Genomic DNA, 20,891 nt, shown 5'->3' on the forward strand with positions numbered 1-20,891 from the left:
CAAGGAGTTGCACCATGAATCAGCTCAACGAAACGGATTACGGCACGCCCGCACGTGCCTCGGAACAGATGGTCACGCTGGAGATCGACGGCGTGGCCGTGACGGTCCCGGCCGGCACCTCGGTCATGCGCGCCTCGGTCGAGGCCGGCATCAACGTGCCCAAGCTGTGCGCCACCGACAGCCTGGAACCTTTCGGTTCCTGCCGCCTGTGCCTGGTGGAAATCGAAAAGGATGGCCGCAAGATGAAAGGCTATCCGGCCTCCTGCACCACGCCCTGCGAACCGGGCATGAAGGTGCAGACGCAGACCCCCAAGCTGGCCGAGATCCGGCGTGGCGTGATGGAACTCTACATCTCGGATCACCCGCTGGATTGCCTGACCTGTCCCACCAACGGCAACTGCGAACTGCAGGACATGGCCGGTGTGGTCGGCCTGCGCGAAGTGCGCTATGGCTACGAGGGCGAGAACCATACCCAGATGAAGAAGGATGAGTCCAATCCCTACTTCACCTATGACCCTTCCAAGTGCATCGTCTGCAACCGCTGCGTGCGGGCTTGCGAAGAAACGCAAGGCACCTTTGCCCTGACCATCAACGGCCGCGGTTTCGAGTCGCGTGTCTCGGCCGGGCAGATGGAAGCCTTCATGGAATCCGAGTGCGTCTCCTGCGGTGCCTGTGTGGAGGCCTGCCCGACCGCGACGCTGACGGAAAAGACCGTCATCATGCTGGGCCAGGCCGAGCACAGCAAGGTCACCACCTGCGCCTATTGCGGCGTGGGTTGTTCCTTCAAGGCCGAGATGAAGGGCAATGAAGTGGTGCGCATGGTGCCGTACAAGGACGGCAAGGCCAACCAGGGCCACTCCTGCGTCAAGGGCCGCTTCGCCTGGGGCTATGCGACCCACAAGGACCGCATCCTGAATCCCATGATCCGCAAGAGCATCAACGATCCCTGGCGCGAAGTGTCGTGGGAGGAAGCACTGTCGTATGCGGCCAGCGAGTTCCGCCGCATCCAGGCCAAGCATGGCAAGGATTCCATCGGCGGCATCACCTCTTCCCGCTGCACCAACGAAGAAACCTATCTGGTCCAGAAACTGGTGCGCGCCGCCTTCGGCAACAACAACGTCGATACCTGCGCCCGCGTCTGCCACTCACCGACCGGGTATGGCCTGAAGCAGACCCTCGGTGAATCGGCCGGGACGCAGACCTTTGAATCGGTGATGAAGTCGGACGTCATCCTCATCATGGGAGCCAACCCGGCGGCCGGCCATCCTGTGTTCGCTTCGCAGATCAAGCGTCGCGTGCGCCAGGGGGCCAAGCTGATCGTGATCGATCCGCGCACCACCGAGATGGTCAAGTCGCCGCATCTGAAGGCCGACTATCACCTGAAGCTGCGCCCCGGCACCAACACCGCCATCATCACGGCGCTGGCTCATGTGATCCTTTCGGAAGGCCTGCAGAACGAGTCCTACATCCAGGAACGCTGCGACCTGCAGTCATACAAGGATTGGAAAGAGTTCGTCCTGCGCGAAGACAATTCCCCCGAAGCCATGGCCGCCATCACCGGCGTGCCCGCCGAGATCATCCGTGGCGCGGCTCGCCTTTATGCCACCGGCGGCAATGCCGCGATCTACTACGGACTGGGCGTGACCGAACATGCGCAAGGTTCGACCACCGTGATGGGCATTGCCAACCTGGCCATGTGCACCGGCAACGTCGGCCGCGAAGGCGTGGGCGTGAATCCGCTGCGCGGGCAGAACAATGTGCAGGGCTCCTGCGACATGGGTTCCTTCCCGCACGAATTGCCGGGCTATCGCCACATTTCGGATTCCACCGTGCGCGGCCAGTTCGAACAAGCCTGGGGCGTGACGCTCAACCCGGAGCCGGGCCTGCGCATTCCCAACATGTTCGATGCGGCCCTCGATGGCAGCTTCAAGGGCCTGTATTGCGAAGGGGAAGACATCGTCCAGTCGGACCCGAATACCCAGCACGTGGCAGCGGCCTTGCAGGCCATGGAATGCATCGTGGTGCAGGACCTGTTCCTGAACGAAACGGCCAAGTATGCGCACGTGTTCCTGCCCGGTTCGTCCTTCCTGGAAAAGGATGGCACCTTCACCAACGCCGAGCGCCGCATCTCGCGCGTGCGCAAGGTGATGCCGCCCAAGGCCGGCAAGTCCGACTGGGAAGTCACGGTGGCGCTGGCCGAAGCGCTGGGTTACCCGATGCCGTACAATCACCCCTCGGAAATCATGGACGAGATCGCCGCCCTGACCCCCAGCTTCCACGGCGTGAGCTACGACAAGCTGGAGAAACTCGGCAGCATCCAGTGGCCCTGCAACGATGCCGCGCCGGAAGGCACGCCCATCATGCACGTGGGCAGCTTCATTCGGGGCAAGGGCAAGTTCATCAACACGCAGTATTTCGCCACCGACGAGAAGGTGACGCAGCGCTACCCGCTGATCCTCACCACCGGCCGCATCCTGTCGCAGTACAACGTGGGCGCGCAGACACGCCGCACCGAGAACTCGCAATGGCATAGCGAAGACCGGCTGGAAATCCACCCGCACGATGCCGAGGACCGTGGCATCCGCGAGGGTGACTGGGTCGGGGTGGAGTCGCGTGCAGGCCAGACCGTGCTGCGGGCGACGGTGACCGAGAAGGTGCAGCCGGGAGTGGTCTATACCACTTTCCACTTCCCCGAATCGGGTGCCAACGTCATTACCACTGACAACTCCGACTGGGCTACCAACTGCCCCGAGTACAAGGTGACGGCGGTGCAGGTGATGCCGGTGACGCAGCCCTCGCAATGGCAGCAGCATTACGAGCGCTTCAACCGTGCGCAGCTCGATCTGCTCAAGGGCGAGGCGCAGGCGGAACCCCTGGTGACGAAGTAAGCGGCGCGGGCCTGACGGGCTCGTGCCGGCGTGATTTCCGCAGACACGAGCCCAACCCATCCGCATCCAGCAGGACAGCATGAACACACGCAACAGCAGCAGCCCCGTCATCGACGACACCACCGGCGACTACGCCACCTTCGCCCGCGTGCAGGTAGATCGCTGGCGCGATGGCCAGCGCGAGACGGTAGAGGATGTCGTCGCCGAGGAAGTGCCCATTGCCCTCGAATACAACGGCATCTCGCACGCCGTGATGATGGCCACGCCCGCCGATTTGGAAGATTTTGCGTTGGGCTTCTCGCTCACCGAAGGCATTCTGGCCGCGCCGGGCGAGCTGTATGAATGCGAGATCGTCCCCGGCTGCGAAGGCGTGCAGGTACAGATGCGCATCGCCACCGAGCGCTTCGTGGCGCTCAAGGAGAAGCGCCGCAACCTCACCGGGCGCACCGGCTGCGGCTTGTGTGGTGCGGAGACGCTGGAGCAGGCGGTGCGGCATCCGCAGGCAGTGCGCGGTGGCGCGGTGTTTTCGGTGGAGCAGGTGCATGCAGCTTTCGAACAGATGCAGGCCGGGCAGCACTTGCAGCAGGCCACCGGTGCCACGCATGCGGCGGCGTGGATGGATGCGTCGGGCGGCATCGTGCTGGTCCGCGAAGATGTGGGCCGCCACAATGCGCTGGACAAGCTCATCGGCGCGCTGGCCGAAGAGGAGGCCGATTTTGCGCAGGGCGCGGCCATCATCACCAGCCGCGCCAGTTACGAGATGGTGCAGAAGGCGGCCACGGTCGGCATCGGTTTCATCGCTGCCGTGTCAGCCCCGACCGCCTTGGCGATCCGGCTGGCCGAAGAGACGGATGTGACGCTGCTGGGCTTCGTGCGCAAGCAGGGCCACGTGGTATATGCGCGGCCGCATCGTTTGCGGTGAGCTGGTGGCGCGGATGAAGAGTTGACGGACAATCGATGAACAGAGCAGGAGGAGACGCACCATGAATATCGAACACCTGGTCAAGATGGCCAACCAGATCGGCAGTTTCTTTTCCACCATGCCGGACCGCGAGCAGGCCATTGCCGACCTGGCCTCGCACCTCAAGCGTTTCTGGGAGCCGCGCATGCGCAAGGCCTTCCTTGAGCATATCGAGAAGACGCAAGGGGAGGGACTGGATCCCATCGTGCTGGAGGCGGTGAACCGGCATGTGCAGCAGTTGGCGGTATAGGACCGCTGCCTTCTTGTGATTCAGGTGAAAACCGCTCAGTTTGCTGAGCGGTTTTTTTATTTGGCGAGAGCAGGGGAACACTCATGGCCTGACGCAGAGAATCGCTTCTGTTGGGTGAATTCCACAAGTGTAAATTCATCAGCCGTTTGTCAGGCAAGCCAGGCAGCATCCGCCTGTTCCTGCATGGGGCGAATCATTGTTGGCAAGATTCGCCCAGGCTGTCAGGAATGCCGATGTATTCGCCCACTTGTTTCCAGGAGAGATCCGAGTAATGAAATTATTTCTTGCCTTGCCGATACTCGTCGTCACGTCACTGTCTTCCACAGCCTATGCGATCAACTGTCAGCGTGCTTCGAGTGACGTTGAGCATCTTGTTTGCAGCAATCCGGCCATCGTTCGCGCAGATGCGGACATGAACCGCGCCTATGCCGCCATCTTGAAGGCAGCTCCTGATGCTGAGATCCACGACATGCTGGTCGCCAGCCAGAAACGTTGGATCGCGGCGCGGGAGGCAGCGTTTGGGGATCTCGATCGCGCTACCAATGGCCAGACCGGTGAGACCTATCCGAAGGATATGCAGCGCAAGATGGTATTGAAGGCGATCAGGGGGCGCACAGATCAACTCAAGCGGCGCTCAGATCATGAGCCGGGGCAGTTTCACTTTATTCAGGCGGCACTGGATCAGCGGCGCTATGCAAGCCAATTTCCCCGAGGGGATTTCACTGGCTTTGCCACCGAGTGCTTCTTCTATCCGCGTAATCAGAATGGCTCTGGCGATAACTATGGCTATGCCTGCCTGGGCACAATCCAATACCAGAACAAGGAACGGATTTGTAGCGAGACAAGTGAGTGGGCGACCTACCGCGTGTACACCACCAGGACGGTGGCGACACTTGTCGCCGGTGTCCCCAAGATCGTAGCCAGCTGCAAGGATGAGACGTGTTCGGGGCAGGGTGGGGACACAGCCTCAGGAGGACAAGCCGAGGCGGCGGGCGGCGGTATCGTGTTGGATCCGCCGCTGCCCAAGCTGGATGCTGAGGTAAGTGGATCGCCTGCCGACGATCATGATTCGTGGATTAATCCTTGCCTCACCGACAAGAAGTTTTCGTTGATGTAATTCGACCGTCAGCGAACACACACCACAACGGAGATCAGCATGGGAGGCAGTGCGGCCATTGCGCCGTCACTGCCTGGAATGCGCGCGGCCCTCGCCAAGGCGGTGCGCGGCGGTATCACGCGCAACGTGTGCTCATCACTTCAATGGGTTTTTGTGATCCTCAGTGAGGATGAATAATTTTTGACTTGTTTTTTTGGTAGTTAATACTCGCTTTTCTAAATCGAGTCTTTCTGTGCTGGCCGCCGGCATCTGCCTGCATTGTCTTTCTCGCACTGATTTGATCAGCAAGCGCTGACGATCTCCCTCCTTTTCCTTCCCGCCGCCTCCTCGGCGCAGGCACTACGCCTGGCACATTACGTGTTGATACCAGTCCTAATGGGGCTTCATGCGGTTGTATTCACCTTTGCGGCCAATTGGTTCAAATTAAATTAATTAACCCGAACTCACCTATTTGTTTCATCGATTCAGCGGCATGGCGTCAGTTATCCGTCAGCCATTCGTCATTGATGGTCTATATGATCTGATCCGTCCTTACAAAACTTAACGCCATCAAAGATAAAAAGCTCGCTTTTTTGAAGCGATAAATTCGCAAAAACATGAATCAGAAAAAATTAAGAAAAAATTGGCGTCGCTTTGTCTCGCTCATTCCTGGCGGAATCCGTCCGGTGAGTCCGGTGAAGCTTGCTTTCGATTGCATCGCTGGTCCAAAGGCATCGAAAGCGAATGCACCTTGCGGGCTGATCCGTATGTATCGAATGATCTGAGCCATTTGGCCAGAGCTGCCCTGAGACAGGTTGATTGGGAGTGCCAGGCACCGTGACGACGTGTTGATGAAGTGGATTCGTCCCTTGCTTGGATACGCTCCGGCGACTTCCCGCTCATGTCATGCAGTCTCAACTCGGGCCGATTGCTTATCCAGGTGCAGATGAGGTGAGCAGCTGCTACTGCAAAGATCGCAGACGCCCGGATGCTGCAGGAGGCCTTTTAAAAAACAATTTCAGAATGGTGAATGGATGAAACGTAGCTACATGCAAGCATTGCTTGCCGGCTTGGTGTTGATGATGTCGGGCTGTGCCACCATTGCCCCCGAACGTAATGCGGCGGAGGAGCTGATGGGAAAAGATGTCGCGGAGGCTTACCAGGTGTTTGGTACGCCTTGGTCGATAGATATCGATACCAACAAGTGGAAGATCAGCAAGTTGTATGGGCAGAAGCATGTCACGTTCCGTCTGATCAAAAGCAATCCGTACACCAGAGAAGAGCTGGCTGGCTCTTACATGGATGCAACCAGAAATCCGCCTACGATCGTGTACCAGTATGAAACCAGGACCTATCAGGACGTTTGCGTTGTTCAGTTCTGGGCCGACAAGGAAACCGACATCATTTTCTATTATGACGTTCAAGGAACTTGCGGATGGCGGGGATGGGGCTTTGGGCAAACAGGCATATTGCACCGCATGGGTATGTGACGGGCACGTGCAAGGAAGTTTTATTTTTACGGCGCTTGTCAGGTCTGCCCGGACAAGCGCATCGCTACGACGTCTTTCAATGAACGGAGAATGAAATGAAATTTTTGAAATGCTTGATGATCCTGTCGATGTTCAGCGTGGCCGGATGCGACACGATTGCCGAAAAAACGAACATCTTGAGCGATGAAAAGATCAAGTCGCAGGCCGCCGGCAATCTGGGTTATTCCCCCTCTGATCTCACCATCATTTCGCGGCGCACGGACGGTACCAATACCTTTGTGAACGTCGTGACCAACGACAGAAAAGAATTCAGTTGCATCATCAATGGCGGCAATCTGCTTACCATGGGCATGTCCAACCCGGCCGCCTGCACGCCGAAAGGCCAAGCTTCAAAGGCTTCGCGTTGAACATGGGTTTCGCTGCTGTGGCAGGAAACTTCATGGAGAAAAATGGGGGCGACCCATGTTCAACAACCTCCCCCGCAGCGACGTCATTCTTGCCCGTCGGATGACCCATTACACACAACAGAATCAATACTAATTGGAGCTTGGCGATGAATGATCTGAAATCACTTTTTTACGGCGCATTGAGCTTCACGCTGCTCACCTTGTTCAGTTTGTCTGCACAGGCTGAGACGAAGGACTTTGGCGATTGGTCGGTAAGTATTTCGCCCTCCGGTTTTCCTTATGCCGCAACGACAAATTCAGCAGGAGATCTCCTGATCAAGACGTGCAATATCAGCTCAGGCACATGCAGTTGGTTGCAGGCCTCGAAAATAGCTTGCGAAGAGGGAAGCACTGCCGTTGCTCTGATCAACTCTCCGACCGGAGCGGCTGTCAACAAGATGGTCTGTGCGGGCGCGTATGCGACCGACAGGCAGACCCTCTATAACTACAGTCTGGAAAAACCCGATGAGTTTGATGGCATCGTTACCAAATCGAGCGGCCTTGTCGGGATTGCGCATCCCTTGGCATCTGGCCAGTTTGAGGTCAGCCGGTTTTCCTTGAACGGCGCACGGCAGGCTGTCGAATTTCTGATGAATCTGGCCGTAGAGATGACCAAGAGAAGAAAATCGTCCTTGTCGCGCGAACGACTTTAAGAAGATGTTTCGGGCGGGCTGCCATCAGCAGACACGAGCCCGGTTGACAGCATTTCCTGGCGCAATCCATATCACCAGTCTCACCACGCCGTTTCGGCATACGGCCAGCCTTGGTCGCAGCGGCACTTCGGCCATTGCTGGCAAATGCAAGCGGACGAGGGGCTGGGATTTCAGTGAGTTTCGGGCCCATTTTCAAGAAAATGAAAAACTTTCCATCGTCAAAGAAAATCTCCATCAACAGGTATATCTACTTTGTTGCAACCATCCTCGCTTTGACGTTGGGAGGCGCTGCTGCTATCAGTACCTACAAGATCTTTGATGCGACCGAGAAACTCAAGTTTGTCATCGACCATGATGTACGACTCGCCCGCGCCGCAGAGCGATGGAGCTTGCTGGTGCAGCAGAATGTGGCAAGAGCGTTTGTTCGCGCCAATGTTGAGTTGGGCGGATACAAAGCAAGCTTTGAGAGCGATTTTCAAAAGACCTCGAAGATCATCGGCGACACGCAACAGGAAGTCGCCGCATTGATCACTGACAGGAATATTCGAGAGGCCTTCGATACTGCTGTGGAGGTCAGGAAGAAAGTGGTGGCGATCACCGACAACATCGCCAACGTCAAAAGCAATGGCACCGCAGAAGAGATACACAACTATATCCAGCAGCAATACGAACCTCAGGTGCGCTCCTATCTCGGCACGCTGGCCACCCTGGCCAGAGTGGCCAGCGATCATGCCGATCTGAAGATTGCGGAGCTGGAGCGTTCGAATCGCAAGATCGTTGCCGGTATCTCGGTTGTCATCCTGATTGCAATGCTTACCGCAGCGTTGGCCACCGTCATGTTGAAGAACCTGATTGCCAAACCACTGAAAAATGCCATAGACAACGCACGGGCCATCAGCCGCGGGGATCTGACGGTGATCATCGGCGAGGAGACCACTTCCGAGTTTTCAGCCTTGTCCGATGCGTTGATCGCGATGCAGTCATCGATCAAAGATATCGTGTCCGAGATCCAGAGGACGACCAATCAGGTCAACCATACATCAGGTGAAATCGTCGACGGCAACGTCAATCTTTCCAGTCGGACGGAAAAGCAGGCGATCTCGATCGAAGAGACAGTATCGACGATGGCGCATCTGACCGACACGGTCAAGAGAAATGCAGACAGCGTGCAAGAGGTCAATCAATTGGCGTTCCAGGCCTCCGGGATCGCCAGTGCAGGAGGCAAAGCGGTCAGCGAGGTGGTCTCTACCATGAATGCGATCAACGAATCCTCTCTCAGGATTGTTGACATCATCAGTGTCATTGATGGCATCGCATTCCAGACCAATATCCTGGCATTGAATGCTGCAGTGGAAGCCGCACGGGCCGGTGAGCAAGGCCGGGGATTCGCCGTGGTCGCTTCCGAAGTCCGCTCGCTGGCACAACGCTCGGCCTCTGCGGCGAAAGAGATCAAAAACTTGATTGACGACTCGGTCGCCACGGTGAGCTGTGGCAGCAAGTTGGTGGAGCATGCCGGCGTGACCATGAGCCAGGTCGTCTCAAGTGTGCAGCGGGTAGCCGATATCCTCGGCGAGGTGGGCAGCGCGATCCGCGAGCAAAGCGCCGGCATTCTCGAAATCGGTCAGGCCATCAATGTGATTGATGATGGCATACAGAAAAATGCAGCGTTGGTTGAACACTCAGCGGCCTCTGCAAGCTCTTTGCGTGACCAGGCGTCAACGCTCTCGGGCTTGGTTCACCGTTTTGTCTGCGTGACATAAGACACTGGACTGACCCGAGCTCACTCCGGGCCGCCACCTTGTGCAAATTGAGCAGGCCCGGTATTTGCTGCGGAACCCTTGCTGCGCGGGCCATCCCGGAAGATGTCACTCGCCATTGCGCGTTGTTGAGTGTATGCATCATCGTGCGGTGTCCGATACGGGCAGGCTTTCCATTGTGTTGGTTTATCAGGATTTGAGACCACTGAAGGAGATCGCTTGTGAATGGCAGTGAGAAGACGAATCCCGGCGGCCGAAAGATGCGCGCTGTGCCACGCATCCTGGCCGGTGCGGCGGGAGTCGTGTTGTTGGGCGCGTATGCGTTATCCGCGTACGTAATGTACGGAATGAATCGTGTATATTTTCACGATCCCCATTGGCCTCGTATCGGCTGGGCTGACGTGCTCTGGCTCGTTATCGGTATATATTTTTTTCTTGTTGGTCTTGTCGGACGGTGGCGCTTGCTGCGCCGGTAAAGCCGACATGTGCAGCAGTTGGCGTTGTCGGGCTGTTGCCTTCCCGTGATTTCGATGAAACCGCTCAGTTTGCCGAGCGGTTTTTTTCGTGGTAGACCGGGCTGCCATCATTCCCCTCACGCCGCCAACGCCACCTCCGCCGCAATCCGGTGAAACCGCCGTCCAAAATAGGCCAGCCCGTCAGCTTGTGATGCCGCCAGGCGAATATGCCGGATCTCCACGAACAGCACGCTGTGCGTGCCCGCCTGCTGCTGCAATACGATATCTCCCTCCAGCACCGCCAGCGCATCGGGCAGCACCGGCTGGCCGTAGTCGCCGATCTCCCAGCCTACCTGCGCCATGCGCTCCTCGGCAGCCAGCCCGGTCATGCCGGCGATCATGCGCGCCACCTCTTCATGATGTCCGGCCAGGATGTTGATGCACAGCCGTCCGTTGCCCACCAGGATAGGATGGGCAGCGCTCTTGACGTTGATGCACACCAGCACCGTGGCCGGGTCGTCGGAGACCGAACTGACGGCGCTCACCGTCATGGCGGCGCGTCCTGCAGGACCATCGGTGGTGATGATGTTGACCGCAGCCGAGAGACGCGCCATGGCGTCGCGAAAATCTTGCTTCATGGTAGGTCCGTCCAAAAAAGAGATGACATCCGGCACAAGGCTTCGTATCCTTTGCGCCATCAGCAAGGTCGTCTGCGGCGCCGTCAGGCGGATGTCGATCAGCAGGTGAGAGGGAGAACGCATCGCTTATGAAAGCCTGCGTCCTGGGATGAACAATAGACCCTGCACAAATGACGGGTCAAATGATTGTCTGGAATGTTCCGCATGAAGCAAATGAATATCGGCGCAGTCGACTTGAACCTGCTCAAGACCTTCATCGTCATCTGGGAGCTGCGCAGCCTGACCGCCGCCGCCGACCGCCTGCACCTGACCCAGCCCGCCGTGAGCCACGCCTTGCGCCGCTTGCGTGAAATGTTCGATGATCCGCTCTTCGTGCGCAGTACCAGCGCCATGGTGCCGACCGAAACCGCGATCCGCCTGCATGAACCCATCTCCCGCGCCCTGGGCATCATCCACGAGGCCCTGCATACCCACGCCAGCTTCGATCCGGCCACGGCCACGCGGACCTTCCACCTGGTCATGTCCGACATGTCCTGCAGCCACGTGCTGCCCTTGCTGATGGAAGAACTGGCCCACGCCGCGCCGCACGTCTCCATCGAAGTCCAGCAGATGGCCATGGAAAATCTGGGTGCCGCCATGCGCAACGGTGACATCGACCTGGCCTTCGGCTACCTGCCGGGCCTGCCCGAGGATTGCCAGAGCCAGCTGGTGCTCAATGACGACTACGTCTGCATGCTGCGCAAGACCCATCCCCAGGCCAGCGAGCCGCTGACCATGGAAAGCCTGCTGCAGCTGCGCTACGTCTACGCCAACACCAATACCACCGGCCATCAGCTGGCCGAGGACGTGCTGCGCAACGCCGGCGTGAAGCGCGATTTCGCGCTGCGCATGCCGCATTTCACGGTGGCCCCGCAGATCGTGCGCGATACCGACCTGGCGCTGTTCCTGCCGCGCAGCATCGCCGAGCGCCATAACGTCGATGAGGCCTGCGTGCTGCTGGACCTGCCGCTGGAGATGCCGCGCATCCCGGTGAGCATCTACACCCATACGCGTTTCTCGGCAGACTCGGGCATCCAGTGGTTGCGCAGCCTGCTCATCGAGATGTTCGGACGCGAGGCCGAGAACGCCTGATCCTTCCCCGTACTGGAGTCACATCATGAGCATTGCCGTCACCGGAGACGTTCCCTATTACGCCGTCATCTTCACGTCCCTGCGCACTGAGGGCGATCACGGCTATGGCGAGATGGCCGAGGCCATGGTGGAGGCGGCCTCGCGCCAGCCCGGTTTCCTGGGGCTGGAGTCGGCGCGCGAAGAGGTGGGCATCACCGTGTCTTACTGGGCGAGTCTGGAGGCCATCGCCGCGTGGAAACGCGACCTCGATCACCAGCTGGCGCAGCGTCTGGGACGCCAGCAATGGTACGAGGCCTACAAGACACGGATCTGCAAGGTTGAGCGGGATTACGCCTTTACCCGCGATTAAGACTCAGCAACTGCGCTGCAGGAAATCCATCACCGCTTCAGCAAAGGGGCCTGGCATCTGGTCCGGCATGGGGACCATGCCGTCGTCCAGCGTCTTCCACTGGCTGCCGGCAATGGCCTGAGCGATGTGTTCGCTGTAGGGCGCAGCGTGTGGATCACGCCCTGCCCGCAACACCAGCGTGGGTGCGCGTACCAGGCCGATGCGATCTTCCATGGGGTAGTTGCGGACCACGATATGGCCATGCGAGGCCATCGGTCCGGCCTTGAGGGCATCCACCATGAAGCGCGTCAGCAGGTCGGTATCACCTTCCGGATAGAAGGGCTGGCGGCGCTGCCACAGTTCCTGCAGGTGCGCGCCATCGGTGCGGACCTCCACATCGTCCACCGTACGCTTGCCCGCGTGCGCGCTGCGCCGTGCTGCGTCGTTGTAGGGACAGGAAGACAGTACCAGCGCCGCCACCCGCTCAGGGGCCGCCGCCGCGATTTCCATGGCCGTGACTGCCCCGGTATGGTGGCCGGCCACGGCGGCCTTGCGGATGTCCAGCTGGTCCATCACTTCCAAGGCCAGGCTGGCCCAGCGCTCGATGCTGTGCTCCGCCGGCGGCGGCTTGCAGGAATCGCCAAAGCCGAGCGTATCGATGGCGATGGGGCGGTAGCGCTGCGCCAGCAGGGGCAGTACATCGCGGAATTCGTCCCAGGAACGCGGGGTCTGGTGCAGCAGCAGTACGGGCAAACCTTCGCCCATGCTGGCCACATGCAGCGGACCGGCACTGGTGGGGATGAACTGGCGCACGAGGGCGGGATGGGCTTGGGACATAAGAGTGGCTCTCTGGCAAGGCGAAGAGGCCGCAGCCTCTTCCCGGTCATCTCATCAACAACGAACAGCAGCGTGAAACGCTAAACGATATAAATGATTTGTATCGTTTGAAGAATTCAGCGCATCTTTACTTCATCAGCACCGAATAGGTCGGCACATTGTTGGCCCAGCCGGAAGCCAGCGGTGCAACAAACACGTTTTCGGTACGGGTGCGTGCGATCTTCCACACGCCATCGACCTTCTTGAACAGGTTGTTGAGCCGGCTGGAGCGCAGCAGCGACGAGCCATCGCCAAAGATCCACGGCTGGCAATGCACCCACTGGCCATCCGCGTGCGTGCAGTCGGCATTGACGTGGATCTGTTCCGAGGTCAGGTAGTGCACGTTCAGGAGCAGTTCCGGATCCTTCTTCTGGCCCCAGAAAGCCTGGAAGTGCTTGCGGATCGCTTCCTTGCCGACAGCCTGGCCGAACTGCCCTTCGTAGTAGGAACCGACGCCTTCCCAGATGGCGTCCTCGGCATAGAGGTCGAGGATCTTCTCGATGCGTTCGGCGTCATCAGCCACCGGCTCGGGGCAGGGCGTGTCGCACAGGAACATGTAGCGTGCCTGGATGCGGCGGATGTCGGCCTCGGCTTCGAGGATGTCGAGGCGGCGTTTGAGTTGCTGGATTTCCTGGGTGAAGTCGGTCATGGTGCGTGGTCTCTCGTGATCTTGATCTTGTATGGATGGGAAAAGCCAACCCTGCATACAAGCGCAGGGTTGGCAGCGGCGATCAGTGCATCGCCGCCAGGAGGGGCTTGGGGCTTACAGGTAGCGCGCCAGCAGCTTGCGGGTGGCGATGCGCAGCACGCGGTCGAACAGGTAGCCCAGCAGGCCCAGCGCGATGATGCCCACGAACACCCACTCGGTCCGGCTGAAATTGCGCGCCGTCCAGATCAGGGCACCGAGGCCTTCGCGGGCCGAGACGATTTCCGCCGAGACCACCGTCAGGAAGGAGTTGCCCATCGCGATGCGGGCGCCGGTGACCATGAAGGGCACGGTCGAGGGCAGGATCACGGTGGTCAGGATCTTCCATTGCCCGGCACCCAGCGAGGCCGCTGCACGCAGGCGCAGCGGGTTCACCGCCTGCACGCCGGCGATGGTGTTGAGCGTGACGATGAAGACCGTGGTGTAGAAGATCAGCGCGATCTTCGACAGTTCGCCCGGGCCAAGCCAGATCACGGCGAGGGTGACGAAGGCGATTGGTGGAATGAAGCGGAAGAACTCGATGTAGGGATCGAGCAATTGCCGCACCAGGTCAAAGCGGCCCATGAAGATGCCCAGCGGCACGCCGATGGCTACGCCCGCACCCCAGCCGGCCAGGATGCGTCCGGAGGAGGCCAGCACCGACTGCTGCAGGGTGCCGTCACTGATCAGTTCCAGTGCGGCGGCCCAGGTCATCGAGACCGAGGGCAGGAACAGCGGCGAGGTGGTCATCGAGACCAGTTGCCACAACACCAGGCCGCCGACGATGGCGACCACCGAGATCAGGAACGGACGGGCTGCTTTCATGCGACGACCCAGGCTGGATGGCATGGCCGACTCTTGTGCCGTCGGGGAGGCTGTCTGTGTGAGCTGGGTCATTGTACGGATTCCTCTTCAATCAAACCTTGTGCGCGCAGCACGCGCGTGACTTCTGCACCGATGTCGTCGCGGATGCGGGCATACAGTGCCATGCAGGCCGGGTCGGCCGGATCGCGCGGATGCGGCAGGTCGACTTCTTCGATGGTCTTGATGTGGGCACGCGGACCTGCCGTCATGGTGACCACGCGGTCGGCCAGGAGGATGGCTTCCCAGATGTCGTGGGTGACGAAGACGATGGTACAGCCGGTGCTTTTCCAGATGCGGTCCAGCTCGCTTTGCAGCACCTCGCGGGTCTGCGCATCGAGGGCGCCGAAGGGCTCGTCCATCAGCACCACCGAGGGTTCATTGACCAGCACCCGGGCAATCTGCGCACGCTGGCGCATGCCGCCGGAGAGCTCGGCCGGGAACTTGTCGATGGCGTGCTTCAGGCCGACCAGCGAGACATAGCGTTCGGCGGCGGAGCGGCGTTCAGCGGCCGGGATGCCGCGCAGCTTGAGACCGTACTCGACGTTCTCGCGCACCGACAGCCACGGGAACAGCGCCTCGGACGACTGGAACACGACGCCGCGATCCAGCCCCGGTCCCTTGACGCGCTTGCCGGCCACGCTGATCTCGCCGGCCACCTCCTGGAAGCCCGCAATCGCATTGAGCAGGGTGGACTTGCCGCAGCCGGAGGGGCCCAGCAGGCAGATGAATTCTCCTGCGCGGATATCGAGGTCGATGCCCGCCATGATCTCGTTCTTGCCGATGGTCAGGCCGACGCGCTTGATGGAAACTGAAGATCCATGTCCCATGGCTTACCCCTTGTAGAAACCGCGTTGCAGGATCTTGCTCATGTCCACCGGTGCCTTGATGGCCTGTTTCGACAGCAGGAATTCGCCGATGGCATTGGCGGTCTTGAGATCGGTGTCGGTGAAGTCGCGCACGATCGGTTCCATGTCCTTGAGGGAATTGAGCGTCTGCGGCACCGGGATGCGGGTGATGGCCTGCACCGATTGCGCCGCGCGCGGCGGATCCTTGCGGGTGATCTCGGAGGCTTCGGCCAGGGCCTTGAGGATGTTGCCGGCCACTTCCTTGTTGGCGGCCAGCCAGTTGGCATTGGCCGACAGCCACAGGGTGCTGGTGTAGCCGACGTCGCCGGCGGTCATGAGGATGTGGCCGCCTTGTTGCACGCCCAGCGTGGGCCACGGTTCCCAGACGAAGTAGGCATCGATGTCGCCACGGGCCAGCAGGGCCGGCAGTTCCGGCGGACCGGAGCGCACCATCTCGACCTTGGCGGCATCGATGTTGAGGGTCTTCAGGGTCAGGCCGGTGACGTATTCCGAGACCGAGCCGGCGACGATGCCGAACTTCTTGATCTTGTCGGCCGAGGTGATGGCCTTGCGGGCCACCAGCTTGACGTAGGTCTTGGACTGATAGGTCACGGCCAGCGGACGCAGTTCGGCGCGCGAGAGGCGCACGATGTGCGTGGGTTCGCCGGCACAGCCCAGCTGCACCTGGTTGGCCACCAGCGCGTTGAGCGCTTCGCCGCCATCGGTATAGGACTGCACGGTGACGTTGGGGGCGCCGTATTTGGCGAACAGTTTTTCGTTGGCGGCGACGTAGAAGGCCGTGAAGACGGGATCAGCGCCGACGCCGATGATGACGGGCGCGCCCTGGGCCAGGGCTGGCAGGGCAGGCGCAGCGCCTGCAGCGAGCATGGAGGCGGCGCCGAGCAGCAGCTTGCGGCGTTGTGGCGAAACGGTGGAGTGGGTCACGGGCTGGGTCCTCTTTGTAAAGTTGGTGAAACGCCAGTGGAGATGGCAGGCACGGCAGTAACAAAGGCAAAACACGGGGAGCGCTTGCGCCTGCAGCGCAGGCATGAGCGCAGGCAATTGTTCAGGAGGGGAGGCGCATCAGCGCTTGATCCCCAGCTTTGCAAAAAGCGCGCCAGCGCTTTCGTAGTTCAACTCCGACAGCGCCGCGTGCTGCGTGACCACCATCGCATCGCGCACGATGCGCTGCAGGCGATGGGTGCGCTGGATGGCGGCCATGCCGGCGGCCTGGTAGGCGTCGTTGACGACTTCCATCGAGACCCGTGCGGCATAGGTGGCCGAGAGCTTGAGCATCATGTCGATCTCTTCGGTGACGGGATTGCCGGCCACGATTTGCTCCCAGGCTTGTTCGCAGGCGTCGTAGAAGAACATGCGGGCGCTGCGCCACTTGGCTTCGGAGACGCCGAGCTTGATCTTGTAGTACGCGCGGTCGGCCAGGCGCAGCGCACCCGGCATGATCTTGGCGCCACCGGCCATGTCGGTGACGATGTCCAGCGCGGCGCGCGCCAGGCCGATGTTGACGGCGGCGTGCACTTCAGCCTGGTAGGCCAGAGCCGGATAGCGATACAGCGGCTCATCGATGAGGCCGGCCGCGCCCCGGGCACAGGTCCATTCATGGGCCACGAACTTGTCCTTGAGACGGGTATCGTGGCTGCCGGTCCCTTGCATGCCGACCACGTTCCAGTTGTCGATGATCTCGATTTCAGAAGCCGGCATCACGGCCATGAGCGCGGGCTTGGGTGTGCCGTCGTCGGGGCCGCTGCTGTCCTTGATGCCCACGCCGATCCAGTCTGCGCCCTTGCAGCCGCTGGCGAAGTGCCAGCGTCCGGTGATTTCCCATCCACCGGGGACGGCCTTGGCTTCCTGCAGCGGATAGAGGCCGCCGGCATAGACCTGGTCCGGGCCGCTTGCGTAGATCTTGCGCTGCGTTTCGATGGGCAGGGCGGCGAGATAGGTGTTGGCCGAACCGAAGGCGGCCACCCAGCCGGCCGAGCCATCGGCCTTGGAGATGCGTTCGACCATGGCCAGGAAGGGCGCCGGGGCCAGGGCTTCGCCACCGAACTTGCGCGGCGTGCCGCTGCGGAAGATGCCGGCCTTCTTCATGGTGGCCACGATGTCGCGCGGCACGTGGCCGAGCTGGTCGAACTCGTCGCGGCGTGCGGTCACTTCCGCAATGAGCGTATCCATTTCGGGAGAGTCCGCATGCGGTGGGGCAGCGGTGACGATTTTTTTCTGGACGGGATAAACATCGAGCGTGATCGAATTCATGGCACACCACTTTGGTTGAAAGGAGGTAGCTGAGTGTCGTCCTGGGTCAAATCAGGGTCAAATTCTATTTAGGAATTGGCCGAATGAATATTAGTAATAATGATTAGGCTGCTCCGGGATGGCACGCAGGCTTGTGCATGGTGCACCCGCATGATGCGCGAAACCCGCACGGGGAGGGCGTTTGGCGCGATCCTGCACCAAACGCGAGAGCCTGGATGCCCTGCTTGGAGAAGTATTTGCAGTATTGATGCGGCTAATCGGCGGTGCGGATTTGCCTGCAGTGGAAGGGACTGACTACCATGGGGGCCGAGATTGAAAGTAAACACTGTTCAGTTTCGTCACAGGCTCCTTCTGGCCTTCATTTCGGGCGGACTTCTTCGGGAGTCCGCCACTTTTCTTTTGCTTTTTCTCTTCTTCTTTCCCTGCAGTCCTTGCGGTGAGGGGATGTCTTCTTTTTTCTATTGCGTGTTGATTCAATGTGCCGGTGCGGCGTAACGCCTAACGCCAATGCGCATCGGCACAGCCGTGCTGCGCGATGTTCTGCAATTGATCTTGTATGGATTCACGTTGGAGGATGTCCGTACGCAGGACAGAGACATGACCGCCTTCCTTGCGCAGTCCGTTCGTGAGTTGCACAAAATGCGCCGCGTTCAGCTTGTGCAGGGCACACGCCGCGTAGAGCCGCGCTTCTTTGGTGGCAGAGCCATCGTCGATCAGCCGTGAGAAGAGCTCCAGCGCGGCCGGGGATTGCAGCAAGCGGCGATAGCGTTGTTCGCTTTCACTGATGTGGCCGATGAAACCGACCTGGCCGAGGGCGAAGGTGGGTGTCTGGCGCAGGAGGGTGAGGTCATCCGCTGCGCTCTCCGTGGCATGGATGTAGGGAGGTGCAAGCATCAGCAATCCGGACATCATCAGTGATCGTGACAGCTGCAAGCATCTCTTCGGTTTCATGAGGGTTTCTCCGGGCCAGGGTGGAAGGGAATCGGCATGATGCCTCAACAAGCAGGCCGTGATGTGCTCTTTGCTGTCCATGCGGTGAATGAAGCGGCGCATGTCGAATCATTTGGATAAAAAAATCGGCCGCATGAAAGCGGCCGATCTTGAATCACGAGAAGGCGGGACAGGAGATCAGTAACGATACCCCAGCGTCAGCAAGATGGTCCGGTCATCCCCCAAGGCCACTGCACGCGCCAGACCGCCCGCGTAGTAGTGCGTATTGAAGATGTTCTTGACGTTGAGCGCAGCGCGCCAGCGTTCGGCGTTGTAGGCCACGCCGGTATCGGCCAGCACGTAGCCCGGCAGGGTATAGCCGTTGGTACGCATCATGCTCTGGCCGTGCACGCCGCCGTTCCACTCCCATCCGGCCAGCTGGCCCTTGAAGCGATAGCGGGCGCTGGTGGTGAAGTTGTGGCGCGGGACGTTGTCCAGCCACTGGCCCACGGTGGTGCTGCGCTGGCCGCCGTCGTCGGTCACGATGGCCGCCGTATAGGAGTAGCCCGCGTTGAGGCTCAGGCCATTGCGCAAGTCGGAGGTCACGCTGATCTCGCCGCCCTGCGAACGCTGTTCACCCACGGCAATGTTGAAGCCGGTGTTGTTGGGATCGCTCACCAGCACGTTGCGGCGGCGCAGGTCGAACACGGCTACGTTGAGACTGGTGCGGCCTTCGTCGAGGTCGAACTTCACGCCGGCTTCCCATTGCTTGCCGGTCTCGGGCTTGAAGGTGCCGCCGCTCACATCGGTGCCGCTGTTCGGATAGAACGAGGTCGCGTAACTGATGTAGGGACGTACACCACGCAGCAACTCATACATCAATGCAGCCGAGCCGGTCGTGGCGCTGGCCGGAGTGTCGGTATGCGCGCCGGTGCGCAGATTGGTCGAGTAGGTCGAGACGTTGTCGTAGCGCAGGCCGGTCAGCAATTGCCAGCGTTCGCCGAAACGGATGTTGTCGCGTGCATACAAGCCGGTATCGCGGATGCTGGTTGAGGTATAGGTATTGGGTGTGGTCGGGCAATTCAGTCGCGCACCATACACCGGGTTGTAGACGTTGAGCGCCGCCACCGTGCAGGTGTAGGAGAGCGTGTCTTCACGCGAATTGAGATAGTCCGTGCCCAGCGTGATCTCGTGCTTGCCGAAGCCGGTGTTGAAGCTGCGCTGGACATTGGTATCGATGCTGAAGGTCTGGCCTTCATAGGTCTGGTCGGTACCGGTGCGCGTGAGGCTGCGGCCGGTGCTCGACAGGACGTTGTTGGCCACCAGTTGCCCGCTCATCTCGAACTGCTGGTAACGCACGTTGTTGTTGAGCGTCCAGCCGTCATCGAAGCGGTGCGTCAGCGCATAGCCGACGCGGGTTTCATTGGCGGCATACGGACGCGCGCCCGGCTCGCCGATGAACAGGCTGCGCGGCAGTGCGCCGTTGACGTTGCTGTTGATCGAGCCCGACAGCGGCAGACCTTGCTGGCGCACGTAGCTGCGTTCCTGATAGCTGGTCAGGATGGTGAAGTCGGTACGCGCACCCAGGTCCAGCGACAGCGAGGGCGCGATGTAGCGGTTCTTGAACCACACATTGTCAGTGGCGTCGTTCGAATTGGAAATGAGACCGTTGATGCGGAAAGCCTGCTTGCCGTTTTCCGACAGCGATTTGTTCATGTCCACGGTGGTCTGGTAGAAGTCGTGGCTGCCTACGGTCACGTCGACGTTGGCGAAGTCATTGCCTTGCGGACGCTTGCTGACCATATTGACCAGCCCGCCCGGCAGCACCAGGCCATACAGCAGCGAGCCCGGTCCCTTGAGCACTTCCACCTGCTGCAGTCCGAACAGCTGCTCGGCCACGCGCGAGCTGGCGGTGGTGCGCAGGCCATCCAGATACAGCGAATCGGAAGCGACCTGGCCACGGATGATCAGGTCATCCCAGCCGCGCCGGCCATATTGCTGCGCCACCACGCCGGGTACGTTCTCCAGCGCATCGGCCAGTGAGACGGCCTGCTGGCTGTCCAGCATGGAGCGCGTGACCACCGACACCGATTGCGGGGTTTGCGACAGCGGCGTATTGGATTTGTTGACCTGGCTTTGGGTGGCCTTGAACCTGGTGTCGTTGACGCCATCGGCGACCACATCGACGGTGGGCAATTGGGTTGATGCCGCACTGTTGTCCGTACTGGCAGTCTGCGCCAGGACGGAAGAAGCGGGCAATACGGAAAAGGCGAGCAGGACGGCGAGAGCGCCGGGGGAGAGCGAGGGCATGAATCAGATAATAATGA

20 protein-coding genes are annotated in these 20,891 nt (G+C 60.2%); 11 read left to right on the top strand and 9 right to left on the bottom strand.

The window, feature by feature from the left end:
- Positions 1-14: 14 nt before the first annotated feature.
- The 9 genes from fdhF to E2K99_RS07485 all read left to right on the top strand — a co-directional run bounded on the left by fdhF (position 15) and on the right by E2K99_RS07485 (position 9,544).
- Positions 15-2,888 carry a formate dehydrogenase subunit alpha gene (gene fdhF / locus E2K99_RS07450; protein WP_134221827.1) on the top strand — a complete coding sequence of 958 codons (2,874 nt, stop codon included), beginning with the start codon at positions 15-17 and terminating at the stop codon, positions 2,886-2,888.
- A 79-nt stretch (positions 2,889-2,967) separates the two neighbouring features.
- On the top strand, positions 2,968-3,810 hold the full coding sequence (gene fdhD, locus E2K99_RS07455) for a formate dehydrogenase accessory sulfurtransferase FdhD (protein ID WP_134221828.1): 843 nt from the start codon (positions 2,968-2,970) through the stop codon (positions 3,808-3,810).
- A 61-nt stretch (positions 3,811-3,871) separates the two neighbouring features.
- The gene (locus E2K99_RS07460) at positions 3,872-4,099 is read left to right on the top strand and encodes a formate dehydrogenase subunit delta (protein WP_134221829.1); all 228 of its coding nucleotides are present in this window, start codon (positions 3,872-3,874) and stop codon (positions 4,097-4,099) included.
- Positions 4,100-4,370: 271 nt separating this feature from the next.
- Positions 4,371-5,216, top strand: a complete 846-nt coding sequence (locus E2K99_RS07465) for a lysozyme inhibitor LprI family protein (RefSeq protein WP_134221830.1) — start codon at positions 4,371-4,373, stop codon at positions 5,214-5,216.
- 596 nt (positions 5,217-5,812) lie between these two features.
- Positions 5,813-5,980 (top strand): hypothetical protein, encoded by a 168-nt coding sequence (locus tag E2K99_RS25465; protein WP_166675048.1) that lies wholly within the window; start codon positions 5,813-5,815, stop codon positions 5,978-5,980.
- A gap of 249 nt (positions 5,981-6,229) precedes the next feature.
- Positions 6,230-6,685 (top strand): hypothetical protein, encoded by a 456-nt coding sequence (locus tag E2K99_RS07470; RefSeq protein WP_134221831.1) that lies wholly within the window; start codon positions 6,230-6,232, stop codon positions 6,683-6,685.
- Between the two features lie 95 nt (positions 6,686-6,780).
- A complete protein-coding gene (locus E2K99_RS07475; RefSeq protein ID WP_134221832.1) occupies positions 6,781-7,092 on the top strand; it encodes a hypothetical protein in 312 nt (103 codons plus the stop codon).
- A 146-nt stretch (positions 7,093-7,238) separates the two neighbouring features.
- Entirely contained in the window at positions 7,239-7,784 is a 546-nt protein-coding gene (locus E2K99_RS07480; RefSeq protein ID WP_134221833.1) for a hypothetical protein, read from the top strand.
- Between the two features lie 200 nt (positions 7,785-7,984).
- Positions 7,985-9,544, top strand: coding sequence for a methyl-accepting chemotaxis protein (locus E2K99_RS07485; RefSeq protein ID WP_134221834.1), 1,560 nt, complete (start codon positions 7,985-7,987; stop codon positions 9,542-9,544).
- 589 nt (positions 9,545-10,133) lie between these two features.
- On the opposite strand, the gene E2K99_RS07490 is transcribed toward E2K99_RS07485, so the two are convergent.
- Entirely contained in the window at positions 10,134-10,634 is a 501-nt protein-coding gene (locus tag E2K99_RS07490) for a flavin reductase (protein ID WP_039787776.1), read from the bottom strand.
- Between the two features lie 204 nt (positions 10,635-10,838).
- Here E2K99_RS07490 and E2K99_RS07495 point away from each other — a divergent pair, with 204 nt between their 5' ends.
- Together E2K99_RS07495 and E2K99_RS07500 are read left to right on the top strand one after the other, a co-directional pair.
- Complete coding sequence (locus E2K99_RS07495) at positions 10,839-11,765, top strand: LysR family transcriptional regulator (protein ID WP_039788013.1); 927 nt, start codon at positions 10,839-10,841, stop codon at positions 11,763-11,765.
- A gap of 25 nt (positions 11,766-11,790) precedes the next feature.
- Entirely contained in the window at positions 11,791-12,114 is a 324-nt protein-coding gene (locus E2K99_RS07500; RefSeq protein ID WP_034331328.1) for an antibiotic biosynthesis monooxygenase family protein, read from the top strand.
- A gap of 3 nt (positions 12,115-12,117) precedes the next feature.
- On the opposite strand, the gene E2K99_RS07505 is transcribed toward E2K99_RS07500, so the two are convergent.
- The 8 genes from E2K99_RS07505 to E2K99_RS07540 form a co-directional block, all read right to left on the bottom strand.
- Complete coding sequence (locus E2K99_RS07505; protein WP_134221835.1) at positions 12,118-12,930, bottom strand: alpha/beta fold hydrolase; 813 nt, start codon at positions 12,928-12,930, stop codon at positions 12,118-12,120.
- Positions 12,931-13,057: 127 nt separating this feature from the next.
- Positions 13,058-13,618, bottom strand: a complete 561-nt coding sequence (locus E2K99_RS07510; protein WP_134221836.1) for a nuclear transport factor 2 family protein — start codon at positions 13,616-13,618, stop codon at positions 13,058-13,060.
- Between the two features lie 114 nt (positions 13,619-13,732).
- Entirely contained in the window at positions 13,733-14,551 is an 819-nt protein-coding gene (locus E2K99_RS07515; protein WP_034331325.1) for an ABC transporter permease, read from the bottom strand.
- Positions 14,548-15,345: an ABC transporter ATP-binding protein gene (locus tag E2K99_RS07520; protein ID WP_134221837.1), complete on the bottom strand. Its 798-nt coding sequence runs from the start codon at positions 15,343-15,345 to the stop codon at positions 14,548-14,550. Before E2K99_RS07520 ends, E2K99_RS07515 begins: the two co-directional genes overlap by 4 nt.
- 3 nt (positions 15,346-15,348) lie before the next feature.
- Positions 15,349-16,308 (bottom strand): ABC transporter substrate-binding protein, encoded by a 960-nt coding sequence (locus E2K99_RS07525; RefSeq protein ID WP_121038542.1) that lies wholly within the window; start codon positions 16,306-16,308, stop codon positions 15,349-15,351.
- Between the two features lie 138 nt (positions 16,309-16,446).
- Positions 16,447-17,634, bottom strand: a complete 1,188-nt coding sequence (locus E2K99_RS07530) for an acyl-CoA dehydrogenase family protein (RefSeq protein WP_134221838.1) — start codon at positions 17,632-17,634, stop codon at positions 16,447-16,449.
- Positions 17,635-18,132: 498 nt separating this feature from the next.
- Positions 18,133-18,687: an MchS3 family protein gene (gene mchS3 / locus E2K99_RS07535; RefSeq protein WP_240733870.1), complete on the bottom strand. Its 555-nt coding sequence runs from the start codon at positions 18,685-18,687 to the stop codon at positions 18,133-18,135.
- Positions 18,688-18,762: 75 nt separating this feature from the next.
- Entirely contained in the window at positions 18,763-20,874 is a 2,112-nt protein-coding gene (locus tag E2K99_RS07540; RefSeq protein ID WP_134221839.1) for a TonB-dependent siderophore receptor, read from the bottom strand.
- Between the last annotated feature and the right edge of the window lie 17 nt (positions 20,875-20,891).

It is taken from the genome of Herbaspirillum huttiense, assembly GCF_004367745.1.
In the GTDB taxonomy this organism is placed as follows: domain Bacteria; phylum Pseudomonadota; class Gammaproteobacteria; order Burkholderiales; family Burkholderiaceae_D; genus Herbaspirillum; species Herbaspirillum huttiense.

Bases quoted from the DNA above. Each gene is read 5' to 3' on its own strand.
- fdhF (WP_134221827.1), top strand. From the start codon at position 15: ATGAATCAGCTCAACGAAACGGATTACGGCACGCCCGCACGTGCCTCG.
- fdhD (WP_134221828.1), top strand. From the start codon at position 2,968: ATGAACACACGCAACAGCAGCAGCCCCGTCATCGACGACACCACCGGC.
- E2K99_RS07460 (WP_134221829.1), top strand. From the start codon at position 3,872: ATGAATATCGAACACCTGGTCAAGATGGCCAACCAGATCGGCAGTTTC.
- E2K99_RS07465 (WP_134221830.1), top strand. From the start codon at position 4,371: ATGAAATTATTTCTTGCCTTGCCGATACTCGTCGTCACGTCACTGTCT.
- E2K99_RS25465 (WP_166675048.1), top strand. From the start codon at position 5,813: ATGAATCAGAAAAAATTAAGAAAAAATTGGCGTCGCTTTGTCTCGCTC.
- E2K99_RS07470 (WP_134221831.1), top strand. From the start codon at position 6,230: ATGAAACGTAGCTACATGCAAGCATTGCTTGCCGGCTTGGTGTTGATG.
- E2K99_RS07475 (WP_134221832.1), top strand. From the start codon at position 6,781: ATGAAATTTTTGAAATGCTTGATGATCCTGTCGATGTTCAGCGTGGCC.
- E2K99_RS07480 (WP_134221833.1), top strand. From the start codon at position 7,239: ATGAATGATCTGAAATCACTTTTTTACGGCGCATTGAGCTTCACGCTG.
- E2K99_RS07485 (WP_134221834.1), top strand. From the start codon at position 7,985: ATGAAAAACTTTCCATCGTCAAAGAAAATCTCCATCAACAGGTATATC.
- E2K99_RS07490 (WP_039787776.1), bottom strand. From the start codon at position 10,634: ATGAAGCAAGATTTTCGCGACGCCATGGCGCGTCTCTCGGCTGCGGTC.
- E2K99_RS07495 (WP_039788013.1), top strand. From the start codon at position 10,839: ATGAAGCAAATGAATATCGGCGCAGTCGACTTGAACCTGCTCAAGACC.
- E2K99_RS07500 (WP_034331328.1), top strand. From the start codon at position 11,791: ATGAGCATTGCCGTCACCGGAGACGTTCCCTATTACGCCGTCATCTTC.
- E2K99_RS07505 (WP_134221835.1), bottom strand. From the start codon at position 12,930: ATGTCCCAAGCCCATCCCGCCCTCGTGCGCCAGTTCATCCCCACCAGT.
- E2K99_RS07510 (WP_134221836.1), bottom strand. From the start codon at position 13,618: ATGACCGACTTCACCCAGGAAATCCAGCAACTCAAACGCCGCCTCGAC.
- E2K99_RS07515 (WP_034331325.1), bottom strand. From the start codon at position 14,551: ATGACCCAGCTCACACAGACAGCCTCCCCGACGGCACAAGAGTCGGCC.
- E2K99_RS07520 (WP_134221837.1), bottom strand. From the start codon at position 15,345: ATGGGACATGGATCTTCAGTTTCCATCAAGCGCGTCGGCCTGACCATC.
- E2K99_RS07530 (WP_134221838.1), bottom strand. From the start codon at position 17,634: ATGAATTCGATCACGCTCGATGTTTATCCCGTCCAGAAAAAAATCGTC.
- mchS3 (WP_240733870.1), bottom strand. From the start codon at position 18,687: ATGCGCCGCTTCATTCACCGCATGGACAGCAAAGAGCACATCACGGCC.
- E2K99_RS07540 (WP_134221839.1), bottom strand. From the start codon at position 20,874: ATGCCCTCGCTCTCCCCCGGCGCTCTCGCCGTCCTGCTCGCCTTTTCC.